Annotated in this window: 12 protein-coding genes and 3 tRNA genes; 9 read left to right on the plus strand and 6 right to left on the minus strand. The window is 70.1% G+C overall.

Annotated elements, in window-relative coordinates; translation table 11 throughout:
- Window positions 1-519 (plus strand): collagen-like protein (locus ABZ823_RS28630; RefSeq protein WP_361665745.1); only part of this gene is annotated, 519 nt, incomplete at its 5' end.
- Between the two features lie 60 nt (window positions 520-579).
- Here ABZ823_RS28630 and ABZ823_RS28635 read toward each other — a convergent pair.
- Entirely contained in the window at window positions 580-1335 is a 756-nt protein-coding gene (locus tag ABZ823_RS28635; protein ID WP_361665746.1) for a GntR family transcriptional regulator, read from the minus strand.
- A 232-nt stretch (window positions 1336-1567) separates the two neighbouring features.
- Here ABZ823_RS28635 and ABZ823_RS28640 point away from each other — a divergent pair, with 232 nt between their 5' ends.
- The 4 genes from ABZ823_RS28640 (at window position 1568) to ABZ823_RS28655 (ending at window position 3313) form a co-directional block, all read left to right on the plus strand.
- Window positions 1568-1819, plus strand: coding sequence for a hypothetical protein (locus ABZ823_RS28640; RefSeq protein ID WP_361665747.1), 252 nt, complete (start codon window positions 1568-1570; stop codon window positions 1817-1819).
- Window positions 1816-2073, plus strand: coding sequence for a hypothetical protein (locus ABZ823_RS28645; RefSeq protein WP_361665748.1), 258 nt, complete (start codon window positions 1816-1818; stop codon window positions 2071-2073). The genes ABZ823_RS28640 and ABZ823_RS28645 overlap by 4 nt, the downstream gene beginning before the upstream one ends.
- A gap of 28 nt (window positions 2074-2101) precedes the next feature.
- On the plus strand, window positions 2102-2566 hold the full coding sequence (locus ABZ823_RS28650; RefSeq protein ID WP_361665749.1) for a hypothetical protein: 465 nt from the start codon (window positions 2102-2104) through the stop codon (window positions 2564-2566).
- Between the two features lie 78 nt (window positions 2567-2644).
- The gene (locus tag ABZ823_RS28655) at window positions 2645-3313 is read left to right on the plus strand and encodes a class I SAM-dependent methyltransferase (protein ID WP_361665750.1); all 669 of its coding nucleotides are present in this window, start codon (window positions 2645-2647) and stop codon (window positions 3311-3313) included.
- 177 nt (window positions 3314-3490) lie between these two features.
- Here the strand turns inward: ABZ823_RS28655 and ABZ823_RS28660 are convergent.
- From ABZ823_RS28660 to ABZ823_RS28670, 3 genes are all read right to left on the minus strand, one after another.
- Window positions 3491-3564, minus strand: a tRNA-Ile gene (locus ABZ823_RS28660).
- 179 nt (window positions 3565-3743) lie between these two features.
- Window positions 3744-3816 (minus strand) — tRNA-Asn (locus ABZ823_RS28665).
- Between the two features lie 5 nt (window positions 3817-3821).
- Window positions 3822-3894 (minus strand) — tRNA-Asn (locus tag ABZ823_RS28670).
- A 164-nt stretch (window positions 3895-4058) separates the two neighbouring features.
- On the opposite strand from ABZ823_RS28670, the gene ABZ823_RS28675 reads away from it, so the two are divergent.
- From ABZ823_RS28675 to ABZ823_RS28690, 4 genes are all read left to right on the plus strand, one after another.
- Complete coding sequence (locus ABZ823_RS28675; protein WP_361665751.1) at window positions 4059-4358, plus strand: YtxH domain-containing protein; 300 nt, start codon at window positions 4059-4061, stop codon at window positions 4356-4358.
- Window positions 4359-4580: 222 nt separating this feature from the next.
- Window positions 4581-6071: an FGGY family carbohydrate kinase gene (locus ABZ823_RS28680; RefSeq protein WP_361665752.1), complete on the plus strand. Its 1491-nt coding sequence runs from the start codon at window positions 4581-4583 to the stop codon at window positions 6069-6071.
- Between the two features lie 243 nt (window positions 6072-6314).
- On the plus strand, window positions 6315-8048 hold the full coding sequence (locus tag ABZ823_RS28685; protein ID WP_361665753.1) for an ABC transporter ATP-binding protein: 1734 nt from the start codon (window positions 6315-6317) through the stop codon (window positions 8046-8048).
- Window positions 8048-9976, plus strand: coding sequence for an ABC transporter ATP-binding protein (locus ABZ823_RS28690; protein WP_361665754.1), 1929 nt, complete (start codon window positions 8048-8050; stop codon window positions 9974-9976). The genes ABZ823_RS28685 and ABZ823_RS28690 overlap by 1 nt, the downstream gene beginning before the upstream one ends.
- A 33-nt stretch (window positions 9977-10009) precedes the next feature.
- Here ABZ823_RS28690 and ABZ823_RS28695 read toward each other — a convergent pair whose 3' ends face one another.
- Both ABZ823_RS28695 and dnaG read right to left on the minus strand, forming a co-directional pair.
- The gene (locus ABZ823_RS28695) at window positions 10010-11335 is read right to left on the minus strand and encodes an RNA polymerase sigma factor (protein WP_361665755.1); all 1326 of its coding nucleotides are present in this window, start codon (window positions 11333-11335) and stop codon (window positions 10010-10012) included.
- 147 nt (window positions 11336-11482) lie between these two features.
- Entirely contained in the window at window positions 11483-13390 is a 1908-nt protein-coding gene (gene dnaG / locus ABZ823_RS28700) for a DNA primase (RefSeq protein ID WP_361665756.1), read from the minus strand.
- Window positions 13391-13434 lie beyond the last annotated feature (44 nt).

Raw genomic sequence — 13434 nt, forward strand, 5'->3', positions numbered from 1 at the left:
CTGTCGGCCGAGCTGCACACAGCGAACCAGGCCCGTGACGCGCTCGCCCGCCAGGTGCAGCAGCTGGGCGCGAAGCCCGTCGCCGGGCCGCCCGGCAGCCGCGGCGAGCCGGGCAAGAGCGTGGTCGGCCCTCAGGGGCCCCAGGGCGAGCAAGGCCCGCCCGGGCCCGAGGGGCCGACCGGACCATCCGGCGCGCCGGGCAAGGACGGCGCGAACGGCGCGAACGGCGCCAGTCAGACCGGCGCTCCCGGCACCAACGGCGCCACCGGACCGGCCGGGCCCCAAGGACCGCAGGGCGAGCGGGGGCCGACTGGCCCCCAAGGCCCGCCGGGCGCCGACGGGAAGGACGGGGCGGACGGCAAGGACGGCCAGACCTGCCCGGACGGCTACTCCCTGCAGGCCCCACCCTGGGACCCGGACGCTCTGGTCTGCCGGCGCGACGGCGCCCCGCAGCCGGAGAAGAAGAACGGCGGCCTGCTCGGTATGGGCCTCGACCCGCAACGCCGCCAGTACGCATGATGACGCCCCCTGCACGGCCCCATCGCGGGCTGTGCAGGGGGCGTTTCGTCATGCCCAGGCTCAGTCGTCGAGTTCGATGCGGAAGTCGACGATGGTGGTGTCGCCGCGGCGCACGATCGGATGGGCGACCTCGACGATCCGGCCAGTGTCGGCGATGTGCTTGCGGGTGTACCGCAGGACGGGAACGCCGGCGCCAATGCGGAGCGTCGCCGCCTCGAGTTCGGTGGGCATGCCCGAGGTGAACGATTCGATGATCTTCGTTACGCGGATGCCGAGGGTTGCCAGCTGCGCGCGGGTACCGCCTGGCCATGGCTCGTTGATCGGGTCGGCGACTGGCGTACCGGCGACGTCGGACCAGCGCACGTAGGACGTACTCATCTGTGTGGGTTGGTCGTTGTCGTAGAACACGAAGTGCCGGGCGAGCAGCCGTTCGCCAACCTCCCCTTCGAACAGTGCCGCCAGCTCGGCATCCGCCTGGACGCGCTCGAACCTCTTGTCGAGCCGGTACTCGGACCAGCCGATGCCCTGATCCCTCGTGTACGGCGTCGACTTGGCACCCGGCGTCGACCGGTAGCGGTCAGCAGCCATGCGGTGAATGGGCGGACGCGGGCGTACCCGCGTGCCCGCACGGGCTCGGGTCTCGATGAGGCCCTCTGTGGCGAGGAGCCGGAGCGCGTTGCGGATGGTGGTCTCGGATACGCCATATGTCGCACACAGGGCGGGCAGCGTGGGGAGCTGGTCGCCCGGAGCGAGTTGGCCGGAGGCGATGCGCTGCCGCAGTTCAGCGGCGATGCGCAGGTACTCGGGCTGGGCCACTGCCGTACCACCGTTCCAAGTGATCGCGTCAATCTGAGTACACATACTCTCCCGCCCCTCTTGACCAGCGCCAACTGCCGCGACAATCTGAGTACAGATAAGCACTATCCGTACTCAGATAGCCATCCATTTGCGGGGTACACCCATGCCTGAATCGGGTCACACGTGGCAAAAGGCGTTCAAGGGCGAGCCCGTTGAGGCAGCGCACGTCCGCCTCTGGACGGCTGGCCGCGTGAAGCACCCGGACGCCCCGCTCATCGCCGACGAGTTGTTCGTTGCAGTCCTCGGCGCAGGCGCCCCCGCCATCGAGATGACGCTTTCCACCGCCGGATCCCGCATCCGCATCACCGCGCAGGGCACTGACCCGCTGCCCCTGATCTACAGCCACGGACCCGGCTGGACGCTCGTCAACGGCTTGACCGACCGCGCCGGAATGACGACCGACGAGTCCGGGCTGTGGGCGCAGTTAGGGACGAGCCGATGACCCGGCCGACGCCGCCGCCCACCAGCCATCTGAACGCCGAGCAGTACGCCGGGCGGGCCTGCTGCTGGTGCGGCAAGCCGCTGTGGCACGGCGCCGTCAGCGCGGGCATCTCCCGCGGCCGGTCCGGTGCCCACGTCCTCGACACCGAGGTCTACGCCTGCGCCGCCTGCGCCTCGGGCCGCCACCCTCAGACCCCCACCCGTCCCGTACCCCGTGAGCAATGGGGCGGGTGGGTTCAACCGCCTCTCACCTGAGGCACTCATCCGCAACAGGAGGAATCACGTGACCATCGCAATGGAACGTCCCGTGAGCGCCACCGACCCGCTCACCCTCGTCGACCCGGAGGTGACCGACCGGCTCGCGCGCCGCATCACCATCGACCACCCGACAATCGACGAGGCGACCGCGCGCCGCATCGTCGGCCAGGCGGCCGCGTTCATCGCCGCCTCCGGCCAGCAGCCCGGCCAGTCCCTCGCCCCGAGCATGCTGGTCGACTTCGGCTGGCACGCCTTCATCCTGCACACCGCCGACTACGCCGACTTCTGCCAGCGGGTCGTCGGCCGGTTCGTCCACCACGTCCCAACCGACGAGGACGAGGAACTGCCGGGCGGCGCCAAGGAGACCCGGGAACGCACCCTGACCGCGATCCGCGCGGCCGGGTACACGGTGGACGCCGAGCTGTGGGGAGCGTCCGCCGAGTGCAGCCAGTGCCACTCCGGATGCCACGACAGCCCCAAGAAGGGCTGACATCCCAGCGCCATCTGTAAGACACTCCAGCCGTCCGGTGTCACAGCCGGGCGGCTGGCCCTATGAGCGGAGCAAGACGTGACAGACACGGCGATCGCCTGGGACACCTACTCACGACAGCGGCCCGAGCGCCGGCCGACGAACGCCCGCGGCGAGACGACCTGGTTCAACTGGACGCAGTACCCCGAACACGGACCCGGCGTGGAACTCCTTGAGGTCGAGGCGGGCGCCCGCGTCCTGGATCTGGGCTGCGGGAAGGGCGGCAACGCCGCGCACCTGGCCACCCTCGGCGTGCAGGCCGTCGGCGTAGACGTCTCTCCCGCGCAGCTGCGCGCGGCCCGCGAGCGGTGGGGGCAGATGCCGGGTCTGGAGCTGCACCAGGCCGAGGCCGTCGCGTTCATGCAGGAGGCCGACGAGCCGTTCGACGCGGTCTACTCGGTGTACGGGGCACTGTGGTTCACGGACCCCGACCGGCTGCTGCCGGTGGTGCGTGAGCGGCTGCGCCCTGGCGGCAGGCTGGCGTTCTCCCAGCGGCCGCCCGTCGAGGGCTGCTACGGCTGCCAGGCCTCGTACATCCCGCGCGGCCCCGACGAGGACCCCGCCGTGGTGAAGCGGTGGGACTACGAGCCCGACGTGTGGGAGCGCATGCTCAAGGAGTACGGCTACACGGACGTGCACGCGACGGTTCTGCCGGCGCCACCCGGGCCGAGAACCGTAGGCACGTTGATCATCCAAGCCCGTGGATAACTGACGGCCCCAGCTGGAACCCCCGACCCGGCTGGGGCTGCTTCATGTCTTGATCGTCTGCATCTCGGTTGAGCGTCGACTGAGCTAACGATCACCTGAGACGACGAAGCCCCCTCCGCAAGAAGGGGGCTGACGCTGAGGCGCAGGTGAAAACGTTCCTGCACCCACAGGCTTCGGTGGGGCGGGTGGGACTCGAACCCACGGCCGACGGATTATGAGTCCGCTGCTCTAACCGGCTGAGCTACCGCCCCATCACGGCGCGTCGCATACATGTGTGCGCGCCGTCTGCCGCAGCATAGCCGCTCATACGATCTCCTGCTTCGGATGGTCGGCTACACATGACCTTGAGGACTCCGCCGTAGGCGTGACGGTTCCGACGGACAGAGATGCGGACATGAAAAAGGACCCCTGAGGGGTCCTCGTTCAGACGCTCCCCCGACTGGACTCGAACCAGTAACCTGCCGGTTAACAGCCGGCTGCTCTGCCAATTGAGCTACGGAGGATCGAGCTCCCCCGACTGGACTCGAACCAGTAACCTGCCGGTTAACAGCCGGCTGCTCTGCCAATTGAGCTACGGAGGAATGCCTCGCTGCATCGAACGTACCTCCCTGGGTATCCGCCAGGGGGCGCGCGCTCGCTGCGACACATACATTAGCGCAAGCAGGGGGGTGCTCCGCCAATCAGTACCCGCCGCGCCGGATGCCCGCCCAAGGGACGACGCAGACGCAAGGGAAGGATGGCCGTCATGCGCTATCGGCTCACATTCGTCGCCGGGCTTGTCCTTGGCTATGTGCTCGGCACACGAGCCGGACGCGAGCGTTACGAGCAGTTGAAGAAGTCCGCCCGTCAGGTCGCGCAGAACCCCGCCGTGCGCAACACCGCCGAGACGGCCGCCCAGCAGGGGCGCGAGATCGCCGGGAAGGCGTTCCACGCGGTGAGCGACAAGGTCGGCGACCGTATGCCCGACTCGGTCGCCGGCCGGGTCCGCTCACTGCGGGAACGGAACGGGAGCGGCGCCGACGACTGGGGCACCAGCAACACCTGACCCCCGTCGGCACGCGACACCGCACCGGCAACACCTGACCGCACCGCATCAGCGGCCGCATCGGCAACACCCGCCGCCTCGCATCATCCGCGTCCCGGCCACCACCGGACCGCACCCCCCGGGGGCACTCCCTGGGCGGTCGGCGGCGGCACCGTCCCGGGAGAGGTCTCCGCCCTCCCGGGACGACACGTCCACCCCCCTCCGTACGGCAGAATTTCCGTCATGGGGATAGTCGCCGGGTTGGACAGTTCACCCGATTTCACTCGTATCGTCGTCTGCGACACGGACACCGGGGCCGTGCTCAGGCAGGGATATGCACCGCATCCGGTGGAGAGCCCCGAGGCCGGGGGCACCGCCCGCGCGAGCGGAGCCGAGCGTGGCGGAGGCCGCCCCTCCGACGTCGATCCGCAGGCCTGGTTGCTCTCCCTGGGGGAGGCGGCCGGCGGCGGACTCCTTGAGGGCGTGCAGGCCATCGGCGTCTCCGCGCAGCAGAACGCGCTCGTCCCGCTCGACGCCCAGGGCGCCACCGTGCGGCCCGCGCTGGTCGGCGGCGACAAGCGGGCGCAGGTCGCGGCGGCCGACCTCATCGACGCCCTCGGCGGACGGCAGGCCTGGGCCGAGGCCGTCGGGTGCGTCCCGCAGGCCGCCCAGCCCGTGACCAAGCTGCGCTGGCTCGCCAAGACCGAACCCGACAACGCGCGGCGCACGGCCGCACTGCTGCAAGCCCACGACTGGCTGGTGTGGCAGTTGCTCGGGCGGCCCCTGAGAAGAACCACCGATCGCGGCGGGGCCTCCGGGACCGGGTACTGGTCGGCCGCGACCGGCACCTACCGCACCGACCTCGTCGAGCTGGCGCTCGGCCACCAGGCCGCGCTCCCCGAGGTGCTCGGCCCGGCGGAGGCGGCGGGTATGACACCGGAGGGTCTGCTGATCTCCGCGGGCACCGGCGAGACCATGGCCGCCGCCTTCGGCCTCGGCATCGGGCTCGGTGACGCCGTCGTCTCGCTCGGCGCCTCCGGATCCGTGATGGCCGTGCACCCCGAGGCGCTCGTCGACTCCTCCGGGATGATCACCTCGCTCGCGGACGCCACGGGCATGCACCTCCCGGTGGTCACCACGCTCAACGCCGTGCGCACCCTGCGCGGCACCGCCGAACTCCTCGGCGTGCCCGACCTGGAGTCCCTGTCCGAACTGGCCATGAAGTCGACGCCCGGTTCCCACGGACTGGTGCTCCTGCCCTATCTGGAGGGCGAGCGGACCCCGAACCTGCCGCACACCGCGGGCACCCTGGCCGGGCTGCGCCGCGAGTCGATGAGGCCCGAGCACCTGGCGCGGGCCGCGTTCGAGGGGATGCTGTGCGGGCTCGCGGACGCGCTGGACGTGCTGCGCGGACGTGGAGTCGAGGTGCGGCGGATCTTCCTGCTCGGTGCCGCCGCGGAGCTGCCCGCCGTACAGGCGGCGGCGCCCGCGCTGTTCGGAGTGCAGGTCGTGGTGCCCCAGCCCGCCGACTACGCGGCGGTCGGCGCCGCTCGGCAGGCGGCCTGGTCGCTCGGCGTGTCGCAGGGCACCCTCGACCCGCGCACGCCGCCCCCCTGGCAGGGCGCGGCGGCGCAGGTCCTGGAGCCCGGGGAGGAGCTGGCCGTAGGCCAGGCCGTACGCCAGCAGTACGTGTCGGTACGCGAGCAGACGCATCCGGGGGCGTTCCGTTCGTAGGCCGGCCCCGGACTGATCCGGCGTCAGCTCACCGGCCGCCCGGGGGCTGATCGGCAGGGCACGGCGCCGGACACCCCCGGCCGTGTGACGCCTACGACACCGAGGGCGCCCCGGGGCATACGGGACGCGTCGGCTTCGCCGTCGGATTAATCGGTTGAGGTAACGCGGGTGGAGTGTCCGACGATAGGGGGTGGTGCATCACCGCCCGCTCCGCCGTCCTTCTGCGACTCCGAGAGATTCCGCGTGCTCATACGACTTCTGAGGGCCCACCTGGCCCCATACAGAAAACCCATCGTCCTGCTGGTCCTGCTTCAGTTCCTGCAAACCTGCGCCACCCTGTATCTGCCCACCCTCAACGCCCACATCATCGACCAGGGTGTCGTGAAGGGGGACACCGGCTACATCCTGACCTTCGGCGGCCTGATGATCGCCGTCTCCCTCGGACAGGTCGTCTGCAACATGGGCGCCGTCTACTACGGCGCCAGAACCGCGTCGGCCGTCGGCCGGGACATCCGGGCCGCCGTCTTCGACCGGGTGCAGTCGTTCTCCTCGCGTGAGGTGGGCCACTTCGGGGCGCCTTCGCTGATCACCCGCACCACGAACGACGTGATGCAGGTGCAGATGCTCACCCTGATGACGTTCACCCTGATGGTGTCGGCGCCGATCATGTGCGTGGGCGGCATCGTCATGGCGCTCGGTCTGGACGTGCCGCTGTCCGGCGTCCTGGTGGCCGTGGTGCCCGTGCTCGGCATCTCCGTGACGCTGATCGTGCGCCGGCTGCGCCCGCTGTTCCGCAGCATGCAGGTCCGCCTCGACACGGTGAACCGGGTGCTGCGGGAGCAGATCTCGGGCAACCGGGTGATCCGCGCCTTCGTCCGCGACGACTACGAGAAGGACCGCTTCCGGGGCGCCAACACCGAGCTGACCGAAGTGTCCCTGGGCACCGGCCGCACGCTTGCGCTGATGTTCCCCCTGGTGATGACCGTGGTGAACTTCTCGTCGATCGCCGTCGTCTGGTTCGGCGCGCACCGCATCGACAGCGGCGGCATGCAGATCGGCGACCTGACCGCGTTCCTCGCCTATCTGATGCAGATAGTGATGTCCGTCATGATGGCGACCTTCATGTTCATGATGGTGCCGCGCGCGGAGGTGTGCGCCGAGCGCATCGAGGAGGTGCTCGGCACCGAGTCGAGCGTCGTGCCGCCCACCGCGCCGGTGGTCGAGCTGCGCCGCCACGGACATCTGGAGATCCGCGCCGCCGGGTTCCGCTACCCGGGTGCCGAGGAGCCGGTCCTCAAGGACATCGAGGTGGTGGCGCGACCGGGTGAGGTGACGGCCGTCATCGGTTCCACCGGCAGCGGCAAGTCCACCCTGCTGGGGCTGATCCCCCGCCTGTTCGACGCCACCGAGGGCGAGGTGCTCGTGGACGGCGTGAACGTCCAGGAGATCGACCCGACGCTGCTCGCGAAGACGGTCGGGCTCGTGCCGCAGAAGCCGTACCTGTTCGCCGGAACGGTCGCCACCAATCTGCGGTACGGCAATCCGGACGCCACCGACGAGGAGCTGTGGCACGCGCTGGAGGTGGCGCAGGCCAAGGAGTTCGTGTCGAAGCTGGAGAACGGCCTCGACTCCCCCATCGCACAGGGTGGGACGAACGTCTCGGGCGGCCAGCGGCAGCGCCTGGCCATCGCCCGCACCCTGGTGCAGCGCCCGGAGATCTATCTCTTCGACGACTCCTTCTCCGCGCTCGACTACGCGACCGACGCCGCCCTGCGCGCGGCGCTCACCCGGGAGACCGCCGAGGCGACCGTCGTCATCGTCGCCCAGCGTGTGGCGACCATCAGGGACGCCGACCGGATCGTGGTCCTCGACGAGGGCCGGGTCGTCGGCACCGGTCGCCACCACGAGCTGATGGCGGACAACGAAACCTACCGGGAGATCGTGCTCTCCCAGCTGACGGAAGCGGAGGCTGCCTGATGGCCGGGCCCATGGGACGCATGATGGGCGGGGGCGGCCCCGACCAGCGCTCGATGGACTTCAAGGGGTCGGGTAAACGACTCCTCTCCCAGTTCAAACCCGAACGCGCCACCATGTTCGCGATGCTGGCCTGCGGTGTGCTGAGCGTGGGGCTGTCCGTGATCGGGCCGAAGATCCTCGGCAGGGCCACCGACCTGGTCTTCGCCGGGATCATCGGCCGGCAGATGCCCTCCGGGCTCAGCAAGGAGCAGGTGCTCGCGTCCATGCGCGAGCGGGGCGAGGGCGGCATGGCCGACATGCTCTCCGGCACGGACTTCACCCCGGGCAAGGGCATCGACTTCGGTGCCGTCGGGAACGTCCTGCTGCTGGCGCTCGGCACGTTCCTGGTGGCCGGCCTGCTGATGGCGGTCTCCACCCGTCTGTCCAACCGGGCCATCAACAAGACTGTCTACCGTCTGCGGGAGGACGTGCAGGCGAAGCTGTCGCGGCTTCCGCTGTCGTACTTCGACAAGCGGCAGCGCGGTGAGGTGCTCAGCCGCGCCACCAACGACATCGACAACATCGGGCAGACGCTCCAGCAGTCGATGGGGCAGCTCATCAACTCGCTGCTGACGATCGTGGGCGTGCTCGTGGTGATGTTCTGGGTGTCGTGGCTGCTGGCGCTGGTGGCGCTGGTGACGGTGCCGCTCTCCTTCGTCGTGGCCACGCGCGTCGGCAAGCGGTCGCAGCCGCACTTCGTGCAGCAGTGGCGCACCACCGGCCGGCTGAACGCGCACATCGAGGAGATGTACACCGGGCACACGCTGGTGAAGGTGTTCGGGCGGCAGGAGGAGTCGGCGCGGCAGTTCGCCGAGCAGAACGAGCAGCTGTACGAGGCCGGATTCAAGGCGCAGTTCAACAGCGGTGTGATGCAGCCGCTGATGATGTTCGTGTCGAACCTCAACTATGTGCTGGTGGCCGTGGTCGGCGGTCTGCGGGTGGCGTCGGGTGCGCTGTCCATCGGTGATGTGCAGGCCTTCATCCAGTACTCACGGCAGTTCTCGATGCCGCTGACGCAGGTCGCGTCGATGGCGAACCTCGTGCAGTCCGGTGTCGCCTCGGCGGAGCGGATCTTCGAGCTGCTGGACGCGGAGGAGCAGGGGGCGGATCCGGTGCCGGGTGTGCGTCCCGAGGAACTGCGCGGGCGGGTCGCGTTGGACAACGTGTCGTTCCGCTACGACCCGGAGAAGCCGCTCATCGAGAACCTGTCGCTGACGGTGGAGCCGGGGCACACGGTCGCGATCGTCGGCCCGACGGGAGCCGGCAAGACGACGCTCGTGAACCTGCTGATGCGGTTCTACGACGTCACCGGCGGGCGGATCACGCTCGACGGGATCGACATCGCGAAGATGTCCCGGGACGAACTGCGGTCCGGGATCGGGATGGTGCTCCAGGACACCTGGCTGTTCGGGGGGACCATCGCGGAGAACATCGCGTACGGGGCCGCGCGCGAGGTCACGCGCGGGGAGATCGAGGAGGCCGCGCGGGCGGCGCACGCGGACCGGTTCGTCCGTACGCTGCCGGACGGCTACGACACCGTGATCGACGACGAGGGCACGGGTGTCAGCGCGGGCGAGAAGCAGCTGATCACCATCGCGCGGGCGTTCCTGTCGGACCCGGTGATCCTGGTCCTGGACGAGGCGACGAGCTCCGTCGACACCCGGACCGAGGTGCTGATCCAGAAGGCCATGGCGAAGCTGGCGCACGGACGGACGTCCTTCGTCATCGCGCACCGGCTGTCGACCATCCGGGACGCGGACACGATCCTCGTGATGGAGAACGGCTCCATCGTGGAACAGGGCTCGCACGAGGAGCTGTTGACGGCCGACGGGGCGTACGCGCGTCTGTACAAGGCACAGTTCGCGCAGGCGGTCGCGGAGGTCGACTGATCCCTGGGGGCCGCTCCTCGCGAGCGGCCCCTCTCAGTCGAGGTAGCCCCTCAGCTGGTCCGCGAACGCGTGGTCCCGGAGCTTGTTCAGGGTCTTGGACTCGATCTGGCGGATGCGTTCGCGGGTCACGCCGAAGATGCGGCCTATCTCCTCCAGGGTGCGGGGACGGCCGTCGGCGAGGCCGTAGCGCAGCTGCACGACCTTGCGTTCGCGTTCGCCGAGAGTGGAGAGCACCGCCTCGAGGTGCTCCCGCAGCAGCAGGAACGCGGCGGACTCGACCGGGCTCGCGGCGTCCCCGTCCTCGATGAGGTCGCCGAGGGCCACGTCGTCCTCCTCGCCGACGGGGGCGTGCAGCGAGACGGGCTCCTGGGCGAGCCGCAGTACCTCGATGACGCGTTCGGCGGACAGCTCCAGATAGGCGGCGACCTCTTCCGGTGTCGGTTCGTAGCCGCGTTCCTGGAGCATACGACGCTGGACGCGGACGACTCGGTTGATGAGTTCGACGACGTGCACCGGGACACGGATGGTGCGTGCCTGGTCGGCCAGGGCGCGGGACATGGCCTGGCGGATCCACCAGGTCGCGTACGTGGAGAACTTGTAGCCGCGGGCGTAGTCGAATTTCTCGACGGCCCTGATCAGGCCGAGGTTTCCCTCCTGGACGAGGTCCAGCATGGTCAGCCCGCGGCCGACGTACCGCTTGGCGACGGAGACGACGAGCCGCAGGTTGGCCTCGATCAGCCGCCGCTTGGCCATCCGCCCCATGACCACCAGCCGGTCCAGGTCCAGGGCGAGTTCGGTGTCGAGGTCGGGGGTGCGGGCGAGTTTCTCCTCGGCGAACAGGCCGGCCTCGACGCGGCGGGCGAGTTCTACTTCCTCGGCGGCGGTGAGCAGGGGGATGCGGCCGATCTCCCGCAGGTACTGGCGGAACAGGTCCGAAGAGGGGCCGCCGGTGTCGGCGTGCCCGCGGAGTGGTTCGGCGGGCTCGGCCGCGGCCTCGCCGGGCTCGGGGGGCCCGAGGGCTTCGAGGGGTTCGGAGTCTTCGGGGGGTTCCTCCGTCCCGGGCGGGCCCTGAGGTTCGGCCTCCGTCTCGGGGTGGTGCGCGAGCCGGCTCTGCGGCGGCACCGCCGTGAGAACGTCGCTGTCGGCGTCCGGGTCGTCGTTGGCGATCTCGGTCTCTGCCAGGGTCTGGGTCTGCACGGGGGCGACCTCCAGGAGTGTCGCTGCCAGGGCATGCGGCAGCGGTACGTCGGGGATGCGACCGGTGGACCGCCCGCCGGCCATCCCGTAGTCATTGAGCGGAACCGCGGGGGTGTCGGACCCGCCGTGGACGGGCCGGCCGCGCTCCGGGGACTCAGGCACCGGAACCCAGTGTGGGGTACGACACATCGCCGCCACGAGGGGCGTGCGACGACTTTTTGAGTCCGGTGCGTGACCGGGCGGTTACTCAGCTCGTGCGACCATCGCACCGGCGTTTCGTGGGGAGAACGGAACCCCCTCCGGCGGCGCTCAGAGCGCCGCCGCGCCCCGCTCCCGCAGTGCCTGGTCGTACTGCTGGAGCACCCACAGTTCGTTCTGCACGGCGGCGAGCCGGGCCGGGTCTCCGTGGGTGCCGAGGCGGGTCAGGGCGCTCTGGATGTCACGGACGCGGCGTTCGACGGCCCGGCGGCGGACCGTGACCAGCTGGGCGCCCGCGTAGGCCTCGTCCACCTCCTTGCGGAGCATGATCGCCTCTACCGCCAGCTCCGTGACCATGGCGCGGACCGCGTCGTCGGGCGCCGCCTCGCGGACGCGGATCAGGTACTCCTGTGGGTCCTGCGCGCCGTACTCCGCGCCTCCCGCGTCCATGATCGCCTGACGGACGGCCGCGTACGGGGCCGCCGTGAACTCGTCGACCCCGTACGCGTCGAACGCCGGCGACACCAGCTCGGGTCGCTGGAGGGCGAGTTTGAGCAGCTCCCGCTCGGTCGCGTAGACCGGGTTGCGGAGATTGAGCGCCGGGCCGGAGACCGCCGGGCGGGAGGCCGTCCGGTACGGCTGCGCGGTGCGCTGCCCGGCCGGCGCCGGTCCCCTGCCGCCCCGGTCGCGCGCCCAACGGGCCAGCTGTGCCACCCGCTTGACCACGAACTGGGTGTCGAGGATGCCGAGCATGCCCGCGAGCTGCACCGCGACCTCGTGCTGGGCGCCGCTGTTCTTGATCCGGGCTACGACCGGAGCCGCCTCGTCCAGCGCGGCGGCGCGGCCAGCCGGGGTGTCCAGGTCGTAGCGGCCGACGATCTGGCGGAGCGCGAACTCGAAGAGGGGCGTGCGGGGTTCGACCAGGTCGGCGACGGCCTCGTCGCCCTTGGCCAGGCGCAGATCGCAGGGGTCCATACCGTCCGGCGCGATCGCGATGTAGGTCTCGGCGGCGAACTTCTGGTCGTCCTGGAAGGCCCGCAGGGCCGCCTTCTGGCCGGCCGCGTCACCGTCGAAGGTGAAGATGACCCGCGCCGAGCCGTTGTCCATCAGCAGCCGCCGCAGGATCTTGATGTGCTCGCCGCCGAAGGCCGTCCCGCAGGTGGCGATGGCCGTGGTGACGCCCGCGAGATGGCAGGCCATGACGTCGGTGTAGCCCTCCACCACGACCGCCCGGCTCGCCTTCGCGATGTCCTTCTTCGCCAGGTCGATGCCGTAGAGCACCTGGGACTTCTTGTAGATCGCCGTATCGGGCGTGTTCAGGTACTTGGGTCCGTTGTCCGCCTCGTAGAGCTTCCTCGCACCGAAGCCGACCACGTCCCCGCCGATGTCGCGGATCGGCCACATCAGCCGGCCGCGGAAGCGGTCGATGGGTCCCCGGCGGCCCTCCTGGGAGAGGCCGGAAAGGATCAGTTCCTTGTCGCTGAAGCCCTTGCCCCGCAGATAGCGGGTGAGGTGGTCCCAGCCCTGGGGGCTGTAGCCGACGCCGAAGTGGACGGCGGCGGCCTGGTCGAAGCCCCGCTCGGCCAGGAACGTGCGTCCCTTGTCGGCTTCGGCGCTGGTGCCGAGCTGCTCGGCGTACCACTCGGCGGCGAGCCGGTGGGCCTCGACCAGGCGGATGCGCTCGCCGCGCTGGTGGGTGGGGTTGTACCCGCCCTCCTCGTAGCGCAGCGTGATGCCCGCGCGGGCGGCCAGGCGCTCGACCGCCTCGGAGAAGGAGAGGTGGTCGACCTTCATCACGAAGGTGAGAGTGTCGCCGCCTTCCTGGCAGCCGAAGCAGTGGAACAGGCCCTTGCTCGGGCTGACCTGGAAGGACGGGGACTTCTCGTCGTGGAACGGGCACAGGCCCTTCAGGTTGCCGCCGCCCGCGTTGCGCAGCTGGAGGTACTCGGACACGACGGAGTCGATCGGGACCGCGTCCCTGACCGCCTTCACGTCCTCGTCGTTGATCCGTCCTGCCACGAGGAGATTCTACGGGGGCGCTGTGACAGCGGAGGGCGTCCGTC

Origin of the sequence: Streptomyces sp. NPDC047079, from assembly GCF_040643755.1 — a bacterium.
GTDB lineage: Bacteria > Actinomycetota > Actinomycetes > Streptomycetales > Streptomycetaceae > Streptomyces.

Coding starts and splice junctions, on each gene's coding strand:
- ABZ823_RS28680 (WP_361665752.1), top strand. CDS start 4,581: ATGGGGATAGTCGCCGGGTTGGACAGTTCACCCGATTTCACTCGTATC.
- ABZ823_RS28690 (WP_361665754.1), top strand. CDS start 8,048: ATGGCCGGGCCCATGGGACGCATGATGGGCGGGGGCGGCCCCGACCAG.
- ABZ823_RS28645 (WP_361665748.1), top strand. CDS start 1,816: ATGACCCGGCCGACGCCGCCGCCCACCAGCCATCTGAACGCCGAGCAG.
- ABZ823_RS28675 (WP_361665751.1), top strand. CDS start 4,059: ATGCGCTATCGGCTCACATTCGTCGCCGGGCTTGTCCTTGGCTATGTG.